General features: G+C 67.5%; 13 protein-coding genes, 2 tRNA genes and 1 pseudogene. 10 read left to right on the forward strand and 6 right to left on the reverse strand.

Translation table 11 applies throughout. The annotated features are described in order from the left end of the window. The first annotated feature begins 1 nt into the window (after position 1). Complete coding sequence (locus ARTB_RS00080) at positions 2 to 727, forward strand: HAD family hydrolase (RefSeq protein WP_243177115.1); 726 nt, start codon at positions 2 to 4, stop codon at positions 725 to 727. A gap of 31 nt (positions 728 to 758) precedes the next feature. Here the strand turns inward: ARTB_RS00080 and ARTB_RS00085 are convergent, their stop codons facing one another. Further along, a complete protein-coding gene (locus ARTB_RS00085) occupies positions 759 to 2,138 on the reverse strand; it encodes a hypothetical protein (RefSeq protein ID WP_243177116.1) in 1,380 nt (459 codons plus the stop codon). A gap of 345 nt (positions 2,139 to 2,483) precedes the next feature. Here ARTB_RS00085 and ARTB_RS00090 point away from each other — a divergent pair. The 4 genes from ARTB_RS00090 to ARTB_RS00105 all read left to right on the forward strand — a co-directional run bounded on the left by ARTB_RS00090 (position 2,484) and on the right by ARTB_RS00105 (position 6,348). Next, positions 2,484 to 2,555, forward strand: a tRNA-Gln gene (locus ARTB_RS00090). A gap of 129 nt (positions 2,556 to 2,684) precedes the next feature. Beyond that, positions 2,685 to 2,757: transfer RNA gene (locus tag ARTB_RS00095), tRNA-Glu, on the forward strand. 169 nt (positions 2,758 to 2,926) lie between these two features. After that, positions 2,927 to 4,699, forward strand: a complete 1,773-nt coding sequence (locus tag ARTB_RS00100; RefSeq protein ID WP_279293874.1) for a dynamin family protein — start codon at positions 2,927 to 2,929, stop codon at positions 4,697 to 4,699. Further along, positions 4,696 to 6,348 (forward strand): GTPase, encoded by a 1,653-nt coding sequence (locus ARTB_RS00105; protein WP_243177118.1) that lies wholly within the window; start codon positions 4,696 to 4,698, stop codon positions 6,346 to 6,348. The genes ARTB_RS00100 and ARTB_RS00105 overlap by 4 nt, the downstream gene beginning before the upstream one ends. Before the next feature lie 34 nt (positions 6,349 to 6,382). Here ARTB_RS00105 and ARTB_RS00110 read toward each other — a convergent pair whose 3' ends face one another. Together ARTB_RS00110 and ARTB_RS00115 are read right to left on the reverse strand one after the other, a co-directional pair. Beyond that, positions 6,383 to 6,919, reverse strand: coding sequence for a DUF1697 domain-containing protein (locus ARTB_RS00110; RefSeq protein WP_243177119.1), 537 nt, complete (start codon positions 6,917 to 6,919; stop codon positions 6,383 to 6,385). Positions 6,920 to 6,932: 13 nt separating this feature from the next. After that, the gene (locus ARTB_RS00115) at positions 6,933 to 7,652 is read right to left on the reverse strand and encodes an IclR family transcriptional regulator (protein ID WP_026266447.1); all 720 of its coding nucleotides are present in this window, start codon (positions 7,650 to 7,652) and stop codon (positions 6,933 to 6,935) included. 130 nt (positions 7,653 to 7,782) lie between these two features. On the opposite strand from ARTB_RS00115, the gene leuC reads away from it, so the two are divergent. Further along, positions 7,783 to 9,237: a 3-isopropylmalate dehydratase large subunit gene (gene leuC / locus ARTB_RS00120; RefSeq protein WP_243177120.1), complete on the forward strand. Its 1,455-nt coding sequence runs from the start codon at positions 7,783 to 7,785 to the stop codon at positions 9,235 to 9,237. A gap of 94 nt (positions 9,238 to 9,331) precedes the next feature. Continuing rightward, the gene (gene leuD / locus ARTB_RS00125) at positions 9,332 to 9,934 is read left to right on the forward strand and encodes a 3-isopropylmalate dehydratase small subunit (protein ID WP_018773513.1); all 603 of its coding nucleotides are present in this window, start codon (positions 9,332 to 9,334) and stop codon (positions 9,932 to 9,934) included. A 360-nt stretch (positions 9,935 to 10,294) separates the two neighbouring features. Here leuD and ARTB_RS00130 read toward each other — a convergent pair. From ARTB_RS00130 to ARTB_RS00140, 3 genes and pseudogenes are all read right to left on the reverse strand, one after another. After that, positions 10,295 to 11,109 (reverse strand): annotated as a pseudogene (locus tag ARTB_RS00130) (HNH endonuclease); the annotation flags it as partial. A 128-nt stretch (positions 11,110 to 11,237) separates the two neighbouring features. Beyond that, positions 11,238 to 12,203, reverse strand: a complete 966-nt coding sequence (locus tag ARTB_RS00135) for an amidohydrolase family protein (RefSeq protein ID WP_243177121.1) — start codon at positions 12,201 to 12,203, stop codon at positions 11,238 to 11,240. A gap of 197 nt (positions 12,204 to 12,400) precedes the next feature. Beyond that, the gene (locus tag ARTB_RS00140; protein WP_243177122.1) at positions 12,401 to 12,919 is read right to left on the reverse strand and encodes a GNAT family N-acetyltransferase; all 519 of its coding nucleotides are present in this window, start codon (positions 12,917 to 12,919) and stop codon (positions 12,401 to 12,403) included. Between the two features lie 249 nt (positions 12,920 to 13,168). Here ARTB_RS00140 and murA point away from each other — a divergent pair, with 249 nt between their 5' ends. Genes murA through ARTB_RS00155 form a run of 3 tightly spaced genes read left to right on the forward strand, consistent with a single transcriptional unit; the run spans position 13,169 to position 16,360 of the window. Then, entirely contained in the window at positions 13,169 to 14,494 is a 1,326-nt protein-coding gene (murA, locus tag ARTB_RS00145; protein WP_028278332.1) for a UDP-N-acetylglucosamine 1-carboxyvinyltransferase, read from the forward strand. Positions 14,495 to 14,504: 10 nt separating this feature from the next. Beyond that, positions 14,505 to 15,311, forward strand: a complete 807-nt coding sequence (locus ARTB_RS00150; protein ID WP_243177123.1) for a lysophospholipid acyltransferase family protein — start codon at positions 14,505 to 14,507, stop codon at positions 15,309 to 15,311. Further along, positions 15,308 to 16,360 (forward strand): NAD(P)H-dependent glycerol-3-phosphate dehydrogenase, encoded by a 1,053-nt coding sequence (locus ARTB_RS00155; protein ID WP_243177124.1) that lies wholly within the window; start codon positions 15,308 to 15,310, stop codon positions 16,358 to 16,360. Before ARTB_RS00150 ends, ARTB_RS00155 begins: the two co-directional genes overlap by 4 nt. The last annotated feature ends 4 nt before the right edge of the window (positions 16,361 to 16,364 follow it).

Below are 16,364 nucleotides of genomic sequence, written 5' to 3' on the forward strand. Positions count from 1 at the left end.
CATGCTGGCAGCGGGCCTGGGCGCAAGCGGTGTCAAAGGGATCCTCTTCGATATAGATGACACCCTGGTGGACCTCGAATTCGCCATGACGACGGCCCTCCGCGACGTCAGCGAGCACCTCCTGCCCGGTCTGGACGAGGCCGGGTGGGAGAGGTTCGGGCGGATCTTCACCCATGAGACCACCCACTTCTACGACCGCTACCTGGCCGGCGAGATCACGTTCAATGAACAGCGCCTGCTCCGCGGCCGGGCGGCACTGGGGTACTTCGGCGTCGAACTTGCCGACGGCGAACAGGCCCACCACTGGGTGAGTTCCTACGCGAGCCGCCAGCACGGCTACATCCGGGCGTTCGACGACGTCGGGCCCCTGCTGGACGCCCTGGATGCCGCCGGCATTCCCTACGGGGCCGTGAGCAACAACGTCCACGACTACCAGCGCGTGAAGCTGGACGCGGCCGGGCTGGAACGGATTACCGTTCTGGTTGGCACCGACACCGTTGGCGCCGCAAAGCCGGACCCGGCGATCTACCTCGAGGGTGTCCGGCGGATCGGTACTGGTCCCGGCCAAACGCTGTACGTCGGGGACAACCGGCTGCTCGATGCGGAAGGTTCGACGGCGGCCGGCCTCCTCGGCGTCTGGCTGAACCGCGGCGGGGAACCGGCCCCGGGCTTCCTGGGCCGCGAGGTCGGCTCCCTGCTGGACCTGCTGGCGCAGCCCCCGCTGTAACCGGCGCTGCAACCGGCACCGGAAGCTACCGTTATCCGGCCTGCCTCTTCCGCAGCGCCAGGAAGGCGCCAACGGCGCCAAGGGCCAGCATTGCGACGAGTCCCAGTGCTGTGGCGGCGTCGGACTGCCGGAGCAAGCTGGTGGGCGACACCGCGGCAGCTCCGGAATACAGTGTGCCGGTGCCATCGGCAATCCGGGCGTTGCCGTCCGCGAGCTTGTCCGCCCCCGTGGCCAGCTGCGAGGAGCCGGACGCCAGCTTGGTGCTGCCGGCCGAGAGTTCTGAGGCCCCGGAGGCCAGGGCCTGGGAGCCGCCCAGCAGGCCGGGGTTGGCAGGATCGGCCGGATTGCCCTGGATGCCGGCGTTCAGGGCCACGGTTCCGTCGGCCAGGCGCGAGCTGCCCTCGGTCATCCGGGCGGCGGCCTTGAGCAGGCCCGGGTGCTCGGGGTCGCCGGGGACCCCGTCCATCCCGACCCGGATCCTGGACGTGCCGTCGGCCAGGAGCCGGGTGCCCAGCACCACGCCCGGGCTGCCGGGGTCCTGGCTGTTGAGCTTCGCGGCCAGCGTCGCGAAGCCGGCCTTGAGCTTGCCCGTTCCTGCGTTCAGCTGGCCCGCGCCGGCCTGCAGCCGCTGCGCGCCGGCCTGCAGCTGGCTGGCACCGGCGTCGAGCTTGTGCGCGCCCGCGGTGATCTTGGCGATCTTGTCCTTCACCACGGAAAGCGGAACGAGCCCCTTGACCGGGTCATCTGCCGCCGCCTCCAGCAGTTCCAGCGCCTGAGCCAGGGCCGCGGTCCCGGTTCCGGCCTCCGGATTGCCGTTGGCACCGCGGTAGCCCTTGAGCTGGTCCGTGCCGCCTGCCAGCGCGGCGGTGCCGCCGGCCAGCTGGGCGGCGCCGCCGTCGAGACGGGTGGCCCCGTCGGCGAGGTTGTTCTCTGCGTTGCCCGCCGGCGTCGGCGTCAGCGCGGCCGAAAGCTGTACGGCCCCCGCCGCGAGCGTCTGCGCACCGTCGTCGACTTTGTAGACGCCGGGGGCCAGCTTGCTGGTGTCATCGGCTTCGATCCTGACGGCACCTTCGGCCAACTTGCCGGCACCGGCCTGGAGCTTGTCCGCCCCGGGTGCCAGCTTGGTGCTGATGCCCGAGGAGATCTTTTCCGCCCCCGCGGAAAGTTTTCCAGCCCCGGTATCGGCCAGGCTGGCGCCGTTGGCGAGTTTCCCGGCGCCGTTGTCCAGCTGGCCGGCTCCGGCGGACGCCTGGGCGGCCCCGTCCCTGAGCTTGGCCGAACCGTCCGTGATGCGGCCCGTGACGAGGGTATAGAACCCCAGCAGGGCAATGAGCAGCAACGCCAGGGTGGCGATGGCGAGTTGCTGCTCACGGGTCCGGGTCTTGCTGATAGCGGCACGACTCTGTGGCACATGATTCCTCTCGACGTTCCCGCCGGCAGCGGCTCCGCTGACGGCCACCCCAGCAGCTGTGACGCAGCTAACACCGGAAAATGAGCGCAAAGCTGCCCGCAGCGGAGTGGGGGAGGGGTGGTTACTCGTTGGTAACTTACCGAGCGTAAACGTGTTTCCGCCGGATTGGCAGGGGCTGGCGCGGGTATTGCCGCCATCGGCGCCGCGCGCGGCCCGCCCCGGCGGCCCGATCCCGCCGTCTTACGCCCGATTTGTGGAAGTGAAAACTCTCGGGTAAAGTAATTACTCGTGCTGAGGCGCCGGGAGCGAGGGTTTAGGCCCAAACATCCGGAGCGAAAGTGCCTTTGGGATATGGTGTAATTGGCAACACTACGGTTTCTGGTACCGTCATTCTAGGTTCGAGTCCTGGTATCCCAGCTCTGAAGTTCCGCGGGTTTCCGCTGAAATTCGGAAGTTTTGAATCGGCTGGTCCGATTTGAAACGGCGGCCAAATGTATGAAACAATCATTTGGCTTGAATGGCAGAAGTGCTGTTCAGGAAGTACGCGGCCCCATCGTATAGCGGCCTAGTACGCTGCCCTCTCACGGCGGTAACGCGGGTTCGAATCCCGCTGGGGTCACAATGAAAACGGTCCCGGGCATCAGCCCGGGGCCGTTTTTCGTTTCCCGGATTGGCTGGGCTTCCAGGCGCGACTCGTCCGCCGGGGTATTGCCGGGCGCGCCGGGTCCCGCTAAGCGCTGCGCATGCGCTTTGGTTCCGCGCAGCGGCGCCCCCGCAGGAACCACGTTCTGAACTGGCATGATGATGCAGTGAGCTCCCATGAAACCGGCCCCGGGGCCGCAACCGGCGTGGCCCTTCTGGAGGCAGTGCGGCAGGACCTCGCGGCCCTCCGGCTGCCGCTCGCCCTGCCCGGGACGGACCAAACGCGCCTGGACCTTCGAAGGGCCGTGGCTCAACTCGATGACTACATCCTGCCCCGGTACCGCAGCCTCGATGCGCCCCTGCTGGCCGTGGTGGGCGGTTCCACCGGGGCCGGAAAATCCACCCTGGTCAACGCCCTGGTGGGCCACCCCGTCACGCGGGCCGGTGCGATCCGCCCCACCACCCGCCAGCCCATCCTGCTCCACCATCCCGCCGACGCCGCCTGGTTTGAGGGCCAGCGGGTGCTGCCGGCCCTGGGCCGCATCCGGGGTGCCCTCGTGGACGGCCGGGCGCAGGCCCCGGCTGATGCGGCGTTGGATCCCGGCCCGGTGACTTCCCTGGTCCTGGTCTCCGACTCCGCGGTCCCGCCCGGAATCGCCGTGGTCGACGCGCCCGACGTCGACTCCGTTTCCGAGAACAACCGGCGGCTGGCCGGGCAGTTGCTTGCCGCCGCGGACCTCTGGGTGTTTGTCACCACAGCCAACCGGTATGCCGACGCCGTGCCCTGGCGCCTGCTCCTGGATGCGGCCTCCCGCGACATCATGGTGGCCGTGGTCCTGGACCGGGTGCCGCCAGCCGCGGAAGCGGAAGTTAGCGCCGATCTGCAGGCCATGCTCAGCCGGGAAGGGCTGGGGGCCGCCCAATTGTTCGTGGTGCCGGAGCTGCCGCTGGATGCCGCAGGGATGCTTCCGGCAGAGGCCGTCGGGCCGCTGCGCGTTTGGCTCGGGAAGCTGGCAGGGGACGCCGCGGGACGGGCCGGAATAGCCCGTCGCACCCTCAACGGCACCCTCCTCGCCCTCGCCCACCGCGTCGACGCGGCGGAGCAGGCGCTGTCCGAACAGCAGCACGCAGCCGATGTTCTCGCAGCCGACGCCCGCAACGCCTATGACGACGCCGTGGCCAGGATCCTCGACGCCACCCGCGACGGCGCATTGCTGCGCGGCGAAGTGCTGGCACGCTGGCAGGACTTCGTCGGGACCGGGGAGTTCTTCCGCGCCATGGAACAGAACATCGGACGCTTCCGTGACCGCGTGGGCGCGTTCGTCCGGGGTGAACCGGCGCCTGCAGTCAGGGTGGAAACCGCGATCGAAACGGGACTGCAGGCGGTGATTGTCGATCAAGCCGCCAAGGCCGCCGAGCACACCGACCAGCGGTGGCGTTCAGACCCCGCCGGCAGGCAGGTGCTGGGCACCGACGATGTTTCCGGTGCCTCCGAGGGCTTCGCGGACGCTGTGGCGGCCGAAATCCGCGCTTGGCAGGGGAGCCTGATGGAACTTATCCGCACCGAAGGCCAGGGCAAGCGCACCCAGGCCCGCTGGTTGTCTTTCGGCATCAACGGCCTCGGCGCTGCCCTGATGATTGTGGTGTTCTCCATGACCGCGGGCCTGACCGGGCTTGAGATCGGGGTCGCCGGCGGCACCGCCGTCGTGGGTCAGCGCCTCCTGGAGGCAGTATTCGGGGAGGACGCCGTCCGCCGGCTCGCCCGGACCGCGCGCGAAGACCTGCATCTGCGGTGCCAGAGCCTGCTGGCGGCGGAGTGCCAGCGGTTCTTGACCCGGCTCGAGGTCGACGGCGGCGTGCCGCCCTCAGCCATTGCCGGCCATGCGGCGGCACTGCGCCGGCTGGCGGCCACGTCATGAGCCGTCATGGCGCCGCCCGCGAGGCGTCCCAGCTCGATCGCAGACTGGAAGCGCTCAACAGCGCCACAGAGCTCGCATCCGGAGTCCTCCCGGAGGAGACCCTGGCCGGTGTCCTGCAGGTGCTCGACCGCGCGAGTTCGCGGCGGTCGCTGTCCGGAGAGCACACGGTGGTTGGGTTTTTTGGAGCCACAGGCAGCGGCAAGTCATCGCTCTTCAATGCGGTAAGCGGCGAGGAGATCGCGACGGCGGCCGTGCGCAGGCCGACCACCACCGAGCCGCTGGCGGGCATTTGGGGCGTCCAAGGCAGCGATGCGCTGCTGGATTGGCTGGAGGTCCGAAAGCGCCACGCTGCGGCGCCGATCAAAGGGTTCGCCGACGACGACACCGGGCTGATCCTTCTGGACCTGCCGGACTTTGACTCGACCAGGGCCGCCAACCGGGAGATTGTGCAGCGGATGGTGGGCCTCGTGGACGTCCTCGTCTGGGTCCTCGATCCGCAGAAATATGCCGACGCCGCCGTGCACAACGATTTCCTGGCCCCGCTGTCCTCGCACGGGGCCGTGACGATCGTGGTGCTCAACCAGATCGACAGGCTCCCGGAGCACGAGGTCCGGCCGGTCCTGGAATCCCTCACAGCTATCCTGGCGCAGGACGGGCTGGACAAAGTTCAGGTCCTCGGGGCTTCCGCCGTATTGGGGACGGGGGTGGACAAGGTGCGCACCGCGATCCGGCAGGTGGCGATGCAGCGTAAAGCGATGTCACAGCGACTCGCGGCAGATGTCACGCTGGCCGCCGCCCGGCTTGCCGAGGCGTCCGGCCTGCCCGCGGGCGGCACGACGGCCGCGGGTGGCGGGACGGCCGCCGGTGCGACGGCCGCGTCCAAGGCCCGGCTGGCGGGGGAGTTGGCTGTGGCCGCCAATGTGCCGTTGGTGGTCGACGCCGTCGCCCGGTCCTACCGGCTGGAGGCAACCCGGCGCACGGGCTGGCCGGTGACCCGCTGGCTGGCAAGGTTCCGGCCGGATCCGCTGCGACGTCTGAACTTGCGCCGCGAGGGCGCCATACCTGAGCTGAACCGGACCTCGCTGCCTCCTGCCGGGGCGCCGGAACAGGCGCGGACCGATGCCGCCGTCCGGGAATTCGCTGAGGCGGCGTCCGCAGGTGCCCCTGGCCCGTGGCGGGCGGCCATCCGCGGCGCCGCCCGGGAAGCAAACGACCGGCTGCCGGATGCCCTGGACCAGGCAATTGCCTCCACAGAGTTGTCCGCTGGCACGAAGTCCTGGTGGTGGGGTGGGTTCAATGCGGTTCAGTGGCTCGCCTTGGTAACGGCCCTGGCCGGGTTCGCGTGGCTGGGAGTACTGGCTGCGCTCGGCTACCTGCAACTGCCCGTGCCCGAGGTCCCACGGGTCCAGGGCTGGCCGGTTCCTACCGTGATGATCGCCGGGGGACTGCTGCTGGGCATCGTCCTGGCGATTGGGGCGCGGTTCATCTCCAGAGCTGCGGCAGCGTCACGCAGTGCCGTGGCACGGAAGCGACTGACAGCCGCCGTCGCCGCCGTCGCGGGGGAACTTGTCGTGGTGCCCGTGGAACGTGAGGTCAGCCGCCTGGCGAAGTTCACTGCCACGCTGAAGGCCGCCGCGGGTCGGCAGTGAGCCGTCCGTGCGCGGCCGGCCGGATGTGGCTTGCCTAAATCCCGGCCGCGGCGTCGCGGACCTTGATCATGGTGCGGAGGTTGCGTGTGGTGGTGGCAGCCTTGTACTTCGCCTTCGAGGAGAGCTTGCTGAAAGGGCTGTCCAGAGTGCCGCCGGCGGGGGCGAGCCAGGCCAGGGCTTCCGGGCCCAGCCGGGTGAGCTCGGCCCTGTCCAAGGCCCTGCCTGCCTCGAGCAGCTCCGAGAGGACCTCTTCATCAGAGGCGAGCGTCAGGTACGTATGGGTGGACGCGTCGTCGGCCGGGTAGGGGCACGCGTCGACCAGGGCTGTCACACGGCCCGCGGTGAGCACAACTACCCAGGCGTCGTAGCCGAAGGTTTCCCGCAGGCACGCCTCGAATTCCTTTTTGACGCCGGCCGGATCCAGCTCGCTGGCCAGCACGACGTTGCCGCTGGCCAACAGGGTCACGACACCCGAAAATGGCCGGGACTTCAGGGCGTTCTTGAGATCGGCCATCTTGATATTGATGCCGCCCACGTTGATGCCCCGCAGAAAGACCGCATAGCTGTTCATGGGCACAGCATACTTAGTCGTTGGTCTTGCGCAGCGCTTCCGTCAGGACACGGCCGGCGTTGCAGACCACTTCGGCGTGCAGGCGCCCCGGTTGGCGGGTCAGGCGCTCGATCGGGCCGGAGATGGACACCGCGGCAATCACGCGGCCGGACGGCCCGCGGACGGGGGCGGAAACGGAGGCGACACCGGGCTCGCGTTCGCCGAGGCTCTGGCCCCAGCCCCGGCGTCGTACTCCGGCCAGGACGGTGGGGGTGAAGCGGGCGGACTGGAGGCCTTCCAGGAGGCGGTCATGGTCCTCCCACGCCAGCAGCACTTGGGCGGCGGAGCCGGCCTTCATGGACAGCTGGGTGCCGACGGGGATGGTGTCGCGCAGCCCGATCGGGCGTTCGGCGGAGGCCACGCAGACGCGCCAGTCGCCCTGGCGGCGGAAGATCTGGGCGCTTTCGCCGGTGGCGTCGCGCAGCTGCATGAGCACGGGGCCGGCGGAGGCGATGAGGCGGTCCTCGCCAGCGGCGGAGGCCAGTTCCACCAGACGGCTCCCGAGCACGAAGCGGCCCTGGATATCGCGGCTCACGAGCCTGTGGTGCACCAGGGCGAGAGCCAGCCGGTGCACGGTGGGCCGGGCCAGTCCCGTGGCCGCCACCAGCTGCGCCAGGGTGGTGGGGCCGGCCTCAAGTGCGTCAAGCACATGGGCCGCTTTATCGATGACACCGACTCCACTAGAATTGTCCATGTAATGATATTGACGTCTCATTATCTGAGATGCAAGTCAACGCGCTGGCGTATTACTTGGCTGTGCTGGTTCAGTGGAAGAGATAGTCCGTCGGAACGCACAATACTTACCGCAGTGAAGGGAGCAGGCCGTGGCAAAGACACTGGCCGAGAAGGTCTGGGACGCGCACGTTGTGCGCAAGGGGGACGGCGAAGGAGTCAACGCCCAGCCGGATCTCCTCTTCATTGACCTCCACCTGGTGCACGAGGTGACGTCGCCGCAGGCCTTTGAAGGTCTGCGGCTCGCCGGCCGCAAGCTGCGCCGCCCGGACCTCACCATCGCCACCGAGGACCACAACACTCCCACGCTGGATATCGACAAGCCAATTGCCGATCTCACCAGCCGGACCCAGATCCAGACCCTTCGCAACAACTGCCAGGAGTTTGGCGTCCGCCTGCACTCCCTCGGCGACGCCGAGCAGGGAATCGTGCACGTGGTGGGCCCCCAGCTGGGCCTCACGCAGCCCGGCATGACCGTGGTCTGCGGCGACTCGCACACCTCAACCCACGGCGCCTTTGGAGCGCTCGCCATGGGCATCGGCACCTCCGAGGTGGAGCACGTCATGGCCACCCAGACGCTGTCCCTGAAGCCGTTCAAGACCATGGCGATCAATGTTGAGGGCACGCTGCGCCCCGGCGTGAGCGCCAAGGACATCATCCTGGCCGTCATCGCCAAGATCGGCACCGGCGGCGGGCAGGGCTACGTGCTGGAATACCGCGGCTCCGCCATCCGTGCGCTGTCCATGGAGGCCCGGATGACCATCTGCAATATGTCCATCGAGGCCGGCGCCCGCGCCGGGCTGGTGGCTCCGGACCAGACCACGTACGACTACATGCACGGCCGCCCGCATGCGCCCGAGGGCGCCGACTGGGATGCCGCCGTCGAATACTGGAACACGCTGCACACCGACGACGACGCAGCGTTCGACGTCGAGGTGGATCTCGATGCCGACACCCTGGAACCGTTCGTGACGTGGGGAACCAACCCGGGCCAGGGCGTGTCGCTGTCCGCAAAGGTGCCCTCGCCCGATGACTTCGGCGATGAGAACGCCAAGGCCGCCGCCGAACGCGCCCTGCAGTACATGGGGCTTGAGGCCGGCACCCCGATGAAGGACATCCGGGTGGACACGGTGTTCCTGGGCTCCTGCACGAACTCCCGGATGGAGGACCTCCGGGCCGCCGCCGACATCATCCGGGGCCGGACCAAGGACCCGGCCGTGCGCATGCTGGTGGTGCCCGGCTCCGCCCGCGTCCGGCTTGAGGCTGAGGCTGAGGGCCTGGACAAGGTCTTCAAGGACTTCGGGGCCGAGTGGCGCTTCGCCGGCTGCTCCATGTGCCTGGGCATGAACCCGGACCAGCTGGAGGTGGGGGAGCGCTGCGCCTCCACATCCAACCGGAACTTCGAGGGGCGCCAGGGCAAGGGCGGCCGCACCCACCTCGTCTCGCCCGTGGTCGCTGCGGCGACGGCGGTCCGAGGCACCCTCAGTTCGCCGTCGGATCTGGACCCTGCTCCGGAGTCCGCGGCGGTCCGAGTCGGCGCCGCGTAGTCTCCGCCGCGCAGTTCCCGCCCAGATCCGAAGCCTCGCTCCACACAGCCTCGATCCATACAGTTTCGATCCACACAGTCCCGAAGGATCCGCCATGGAAAAGTTCACCACTCACACCGGAATCGGTGTCCCGCTGCGCCAGAGCAACGTCGACACGGACCAGATCATCCCCGCCGTGTACCTCAAGCGCATCACGCGCACCGGCTTTGAGGACGCGCTCTTCGCCGCGTGGCGCAAGGACCCGTCCTTCATCCTGAACCAGGCGCCGTTCAATGCAGGATCCGTTCTGGTGGCCGGTCCCGATTTTGGCACCGGTTCCTCCCGCGAGCACGCCGTCTGGGCGCTGAAGGACTTCGGCTTCAAGACGGTCCTGTCCTCGCGCTTTGCCGACATCTTCCGGGGCAACTCCGGCAAGCAGGGCCTGCTTGCCGCCGAAGTCGCCCAGGATGACATCGAGCTCATTTGGAAAGAACTTGAAAACGCCCCGGGCACCGAGGTGACGGTGGACCTCGTGTCCAAGACCGTGCAGTGCGGCAACATTGTGGCGCCGTTCGAGATTGATGACTACACGCGGTGGCGCCTCCTCGAGGGCCTGGACGACATCGGGCTGACCCTGAAGCACGAACCCGACATCACCGCGTACGAGGCCACCCGGCCTTCCTTCAAGCCCAAGACGCTGCCCGCCCGGTTGTCGTAGAGTTCCAGACCTGAGGCTCCCGGGCCGAGGGCCGGAGCCCAGTGATGCGCCTGGCAATGACGTGCCGCCGTCGAGTTGTAAGACTCGACGGCGGCACTCGTGTTTGTGCGGTGCTCGCGTCTTGTCCGGCCCTCATCGCGCTTAGGCCGCCGCAACGGCAGCGCGTTTGCGGCTCTTGAGAGCCTTCGCCCGAACCCGGATCAGGTGAAGCTGGCGGGAACCCGGCCCGGAGCCTGGCTGGTCTGTGGCTGGTGGGCGAAGCAGTGACCCCGGCAGGGGTGGTGCGGTGGACTGGTAGCTGTGGCCGGTGGGGTTGGTGAGTTCGAGCGTGTGGCGGGGGCCGGGTGCGGAGTGGGCGGTCCAGCCGGCGGGGACGGTGCCGTAGCCGGGGAGCCGGGCGGGTTCGGCGCCGGCATGGAAGAGGGCGCGGTCGGTGATGACGAGCTGGATTTCGACGCCGCTGATCCCGCCGGGGGTGCCGGTGGTGCGTTCGACCAGGGCATCGGCCATGAGCTGCCCGCGGCCCTCGGGTCCCCGGCGGCGCGGAGGGTGTGGGCGTGCCCGGTGAGGGCCTTGTAGGCGGCGGCCCGGGCCGCGGCGACCAGGGACCGGTCACCGGCACCGGCGAACGTCCCGGTGTCGGGCGCGAGTTCCTCGTCGACGGCGGCCCGGTCGGCGGCGGTCAGGGAGGCGGTTTCGCGCACGAGCAGGGTGGCGCGCCATTCGTTCAGCTGCCCGGTTTCCAGGGCGGTGAGGGTGTGGGGCATTTCAGTCACGAGGGCTTTGGCCAGGCCCAGGAGCCGGCCGCCCCTGGCGGGTGATTCGCGGCGGGCGAGGGCGATCTGCGCGCCGACACCGGTCCCGAGTTCCTTGGCCGGAACCCCGGCGGCGGCTTGTTCGCGGCGTTGGAGCAGGTCGAACGCCACGGCGTGCCGGGCCTGTTCCGCGGACGCGGCGGACTTCCAGTCCTCCAGTTCCCGGATCCGGTCAATGATCCCGGCACTGTCCGTGGGCGGACAGCCTAAGCCCAGCGGTCCGGCGGCCAGCCGGCCCGCCACGTCCGCGACGGCTGCCTCTGCGGTGCCCGGAATGGCGGCGGCATCGCCCGCGGCGCGGCCGAAGCCGGTGTCGCCGTGTCCCGCCGGAGCCACTTCGGGCCCGTGATTGCCGTCCATGAACCCAGTGTTTCAGGGACCTCTGACAACCAGGTTCTTTCCTCCGGATCGTACGTGCCCGCTCCACCGGCTCAACCGTCCTCCACCGGAACCCCTCCTGCCAGGGAGCGCAACGCGCACAATATGAACTAAGTCTGCTCAGGCCTCAGCCGGGGAAAGAGCGCCTCGGAATTGCCGCGGTCTATCGCCGTGCGCACGGAGGGGTCCAGCGGATAATTCTCATACTCCATATTGAGGACGTCGATCGCCGCAGAGGGTGCGAACGGGAAGTCAGTTCCGTATGTGATGCGGCCCGGGTCAGCTACCTCGAGCAGGCTGGGCAGGGCCGCCGGGCTGGCGGATAGGGCCACGTCGTAATAAAACCGCCGCAAGATGGACTGCTTCTTATCTCCCAGCGCCGCCAGTGCACTGAGGGCCAGGTCCTTATCGTTGAGCATCGTCAGCAGGATCCTGTAGGCGATGTAAGGCACGAAGCCGCCCGCGTGGGCCAGGATGAACCTGATTCCCGAGAACTTTTCCATCGCACCGGACAGGATCAGGCTGATAGCGGTGCGGGTCGTGTCGAGCATGAAATCTGCGGCAAAGGCGGGTATGCCCGGCACCGCCGGACCGGGCAGTTCAGCGGGGTGGATGAACACTACGGCCCGGCGGTGGTGCAGGAACTCCAGCAAAGGCTCAAAGCCAGGATCGCCCAGATAGCGGCCGGCGTTGTTGGCCAGCAATACGATCCCGTCCGCGAGCAGGGTGTCCAGGGCGTACTCGGCCTCCGCCAGGGCGCCTTGCACGTCCGGCAGCGTGAGCGTCGCGAAGAACCCGAACCGCTCAGGCCGGGCAGCGACCACCTCTGCACTGTATTCGTTGATCTCCCGCGCCCGCCGCCGCGCCTCCGCGGCGTCCCCGAAGTACACGCCGGGAGTGGACAGGGACAAGATGCCGGTTTGCACGTCGTGCCTGTCCATGAACTTCAACGCTGAGCGCTCTGACCACGACGGCAGGCCAATGCCGCCGGGGCGGATGCCCTTTTCAAGCATCCAGCGCGCATACCCAGGCGGAACGATGTGCTGGTGAGTGTCAATGCGGTACGGCCGGCCCATCCGGATCCTTGTCCACGTCGTTTCGCTGATATGCGGGCCCTCAGCGGATGTGAACAATCTACTCGCAAATCCGACCCCCTGAGCAGACCGCCGAACGGTGCCTGGGACTGAGCTGGAACGTCAATGCGTGCTCGTCGGACTCGTGTGTACCAAAAGCCGCGGGCGCCGGGATCCGTTCCTTCTACTTGAGCTTCCGGTTAGGCGGGCACGATCCAGTAGCGGCGTTTGCCGTTGCGGCTGTCTTCGTAGACGCCACCGTTCTTTTCGATTGTGGCCCTTGAACCGGCGTTATCTTCATCGCAGGTGAGGAGAATCCGGGCGATGCACAGCTCCCGGGCAATTGGCAGGGCGTTGGCCAAGGCGGCAGCTGCGTGGCCGCGGCGCCGGGCGGAGGGCCTCACGCTGTAGCCGATGTGCCCACCCTGGTTGAGGAGGAAATCGTTCAGCTCGTGCCGGATGGCCAGTGAGCCAAGGAAGGTGTCACCGTCCACGATCCACAGGTACGTGCAGGGCACGTACCCTGGTTTCCTCGGGCTCTCCGGCCTGGCATCGTTGACGAGGGCATCGACGAAGCGGCGGAACGACTGGTCATCTTCGAGTTCTTCCAGTGGCCAGTCCTCCGCACCCGCGCCGTCCCGGTGCGCACCGTCAAATTCGGCATATCCTTCCAACCAGGAGGAGTGATAACGGACGTCGGGAGCGATAAGGCGAGGCATCACACGATCGTATTCGAAGGGTTCTCCTTTTCTCAGGAGTCGGTCCGGTCTTCGATCCCACCCGGCAAACCCTCAGCGCCCACCCGATGCAACGTCCGCAGGCCCGAACGCGCCGCCGCATCCGTGCCGAAAGGGCCAACACGAGGCCCCTGGAACCGCTCCGTATTTCAGATCGGTAACGGATGCTCCTATGCTTAGCTGGAGCCTTTGTAAGGATTTGGGGGCGAGTAGTCGTGAGGAAACCGGTATATGAGTAGTGTTCTGACAATCCGCGGAGGCGTCCCGCTAACTGGCCGCGTCACCGTTCGCGGGGCCAAGAATCTTGTCCCCAAGGCCATGGTTGCTGCCCTTTTGGGCAACGAGCCATCGGTGTTGCGCAACGTCCCTGAAATCAAGGACGTTGAGGTTGTTACGAGCCTGCTTCAGCTCCACGGCGTCAGGGTCGACAAGGATCCCGTGACCGGCGATCTGACGCTTGACCCGAAGGGCGCCAAGACCGCGTCCAGTACGGCCATCGACGCCCACGCCGGCGATTCGCGCATTCCGATCCTGCTGTGCGGGCCGCTGATCCACGCCATCGGCGAGGCCTTTATCCCGGACCTGGGTGGCTGCAAGATCGGCGACCGTCCGATCGATTACCACCTCAATGTCCTGCGCCAGTTCGGCGCCGTCGTGGAAAAGCGCCCCGGCGGCATCCACATCTCCGCGCCCAACGGGCTCAAGGGCGCCAAGATTGCGCTGCCCTACCCGTCCGTGGGCGCCACTGAGCAGGTCCTGCTGAGCGCCACGCGCGCAGAAGGCATCACCGAACTCTCCGGGGCGGCCACCGAACCGGAAATCGTGGACCTCATCGCGGTGCTGCAGAAGATGGGTGCCATCATCAGCGTCCAGACTGACCGCACCATCCGCATCGAAGGCGTCAGGGATCTCGGCGGCTACAACCACCGCGCCCTCTCGGACCGTAACGAGTCCGCCTCCTGGGCTTCCGCGGCCTTGGTCACCCGCGGCGACATCTTTGTCGAAGGCGCCACCCAGCGCGACATGATGACCTTCCTGAACACGTACCGCAAGGTCGGCGGCGGCATGGACATCGGCGACGACGGCATCCGCTTCTACCACCGCGGCGGCAAGCTCAACCCCCTGGTCCTCGAAACAGACGTGCACCCCGGATTCATGACGGACTGGCAGCAGCCGCTCATCGTCGCCCTGACCCAGGCCGAGGGCGTTTCGATTGTCCACGAGACCGTGTACGAGAACCGGTTCGGCTTCACCGATGCACTGATCCGCATGGGCGCCAATATCCAGGTCCACCGCGAGTGCCTCGGCAGCGTGCCGTGCCGCTTCGGCCAGCGCAACTTCCTGCACTCCGCCGTCATCTCCGGTCCGGCGCAGCTCAAGGGCACCGACATCGACGTCCCGGACCTGCGCGGCGGATTCAGCCACCTCATTGCCGCCCTGGCCGCCACTGGCACCTCCCGTGTCACGGGTATCGACATCATCAACCGCGGCTACGAGCGCTTTACCGAGAAGCTCGCGGGCCTCGGCGCCGATTTCGACATCACCTCGGCCAAGTAGCGGGGGTCCCGTGAAGGAATCGGCCAAGAGCCACGCCACGTTCGTGACAGTCGCCGGGATCATCCGGCCCGTGATGAACCTCCTCATGGGAAAGAAGTGGGAAGGCCTCGAAAAGCTCCCCGCCGGGGGCTTCATCGCCGCGCCCAACCACTGCACGGAAATCGACCCGCTGGTGGTGGGGCACATGCTCTACAACCAGAAACGGATGCCGCATTTCCTCGCCAAGGCCGGCCTTTTCAAGGTGCCGGTCCTTGGCGCCGTCCTGCGGTCCACCAAGCAGATCCCGGTGGAACGTTCGACGACGGGGGCGAACCGCTCGCTGCAACTTGCCAAAGAGATCGTGAACGAAGGCGGGGCGATCATCATCTACCCAGAGGGAACCCTGACCCGGGACCCGGCACTCTGGCCGATGAAAGGGCACACCGGTGCCGCGCGGATGGCACTGGAGAGCGGCATTCCCGTCGTGCCCATCGCCCATTGGGGTGCCCAAGAGGTCTTCCCGCGGTATGCGAAACGTTTCTACATTTTCCCCCGCAAGACCTCCCGCCTGGTGGTCGGGGATCCCGTGGACCTGAGCGCGTTTGAGGGCCACCCGCTGGACAAGGCGACGCTCGACGCAGCCACGAATGCCATCATGGACGCCATCACCGGCCTCCTGGCAGGACTGCGTGGAGAGCAACCGCCCGCGCAACGGTGGAACCCGGCGGCGCACAACCAGTCCACACAGGGCCGTTTCGTCGAACGGGGCGGCGCCGAAGATAAAGCCATCCAAGAGGGTGGCGCATCGAACGAGAACATTGGGGACAGCACCGGATGACGGTTAACTTTGAACGAGCAGCATCCGCCACCACAGTGGCCGTTCTGGGGGCAGGTTCCTGGGGTACAACCTTCGCCAAGGTTGTTGCTGACGCCGCCACGGCCTCCGGGGTCGAACGAGACATCCGCCTCTGGGGACGGCGCCCCGAAATCGTGGACCAGATCAACACCCTGCACCGCAATGAGCAGTACCTGAACGGCATCACGCTGCCGTCCAGCATCACTGCATCGAAAGATGTTTCCGAGGTCCTCTCGGGCGCGGAGCTGGTCATCCTGGCCGTGCCGGCACAAACCTTGCGGCCGCAACTGCAGGCCTGGAAAGAACATCTGGCGCCCGGCGCCGTCGTGGTGTCCCTCATGAAGGGCCTCGAGCTCCACACCGATGCGCGCATGAGCGAGGTCATCAGTGCGGAGCTGGACCTGCCTGCCGACCGGGTCGCCGTGGTTTCCGGCCCCAACCTGGCCATGGAGATCGCACGGGAGGAGCCAACAGCCTCGGTGGTAGCCTGCACGGACCCGATCACGGCAGGCTGGATCGCCCGCAGCTGCACTGCCCCTTACTTCCGCCCCTACACCACAAGCGACGTGATCGGCGTCGAAATCGGCGGCATCGTCAAGAACGTGATCGCACTGGCCGTGGGAATCTGCGAAGGAAAGAAGATGGGGGACAACACCAAGGCCTCCGTCATCACGCGCGGCTTGGCCGAAACCTCACGGCTGACCCTCGCCCTGGGCGGCGAAGCCCGGACCATGGCGGGGCTCGCAGGCCTGGGCGATCTCGTGGCGACCTGCTCCTCGCCCCTGTCCCGAAACCACACGGCCGGCAGGCTGCTCGGCAAGGGGCTGACCCTTGACCAGGTCACCGCCGAAATGAAGCAGACGGCTGAAGGCATCAAGTCCAGCCAGGCTGTCAACGAACTCGCCGGAAAGCTCGGCGTCGACATGCCGATCACGGCCGCCGTCGTCGCGGTCCTTGCCGGAAAACTGTCCGTCGATGAACTGGGTCCGCTGCTGCTGTCCCGGGACCTGAAAGCCGAAGGCGACCACTGAGAGT

Origin of the sequence: Arthrobacter humicola (assembly GCF_022803015.1) — a bacterium.
Classification (GTDB): Bacteria; Actinomycetota; Actinomycetes; order Actinomycetales; family Micrococcaceae; genus Arthrobacter; species Arthrobacter humicola_A.

Bases quoted from the DNA above. Each gene is read 5' to 3' on its own strand.
- ARTB_RS00110 (WP_243177119.1), bottom strand. From the start codon at position 6,919: ATGAACAGCTATGCGGTCTTTCTGCGGGGCATCAACGTGGGCGGCATC.
- ARTB_RS00080 (WP_243177115.1), top strand. From the start codon at position 2: ATGCTGGCAGCGGGCCTGGGCGCAAGCGGTGTCAAAGGGATCCTCTTC.
- leuD (WP_018773513.1), top strand. From the start codon at position 9,332: ATGGAAAAGTTCACCACTCACACCGGAATCGGTGTCCCGCTGCGCCAG.
- ARTB_RS00105 (WP_243177118.1), top strand. From the start codon at position 4,696: ATGAGCCGTCATGGCGCCGCCCGCGAGGCGTCCCAGCTCGATCGCAGA.
- murA (WP_028278332.1), top strand. From the start codon at position 13,169: ATGAGTAGTGTTCTGACAATCCGCGGAGGCGTCCCGCTAACTGGCCGC.
- ARTB_RS00140 (WP_243177122.1), bottom strand. From the start codon at position 12,919: ATGCCTCGCCTTATCGCTCCCGACGTCCGTTATCACTCCTCCTGGTTG.
- ARTB_RS00155 (WP_243177124.1), top strand. From the start codon at position 15,308: ATGACGGTTAACTTTGAACGAGCAGCATCCGCCACCACAGTGGCCGTT.
- ARTB_RS00115 (WP_026266447.1), bottom strand. From the start codon at position 7,652: ATGGACAATTCTAGTGGAGTCGGTGTCATCGATAAAGCGGCCCATGTG.
- ARTB_RS00135 (WP_243177121.1), bottom strand. From the start codon at position 12,203: ATGGGCCGGCCGTACCGCATTGACACTCACCAGCACATCGTTCCGCCT.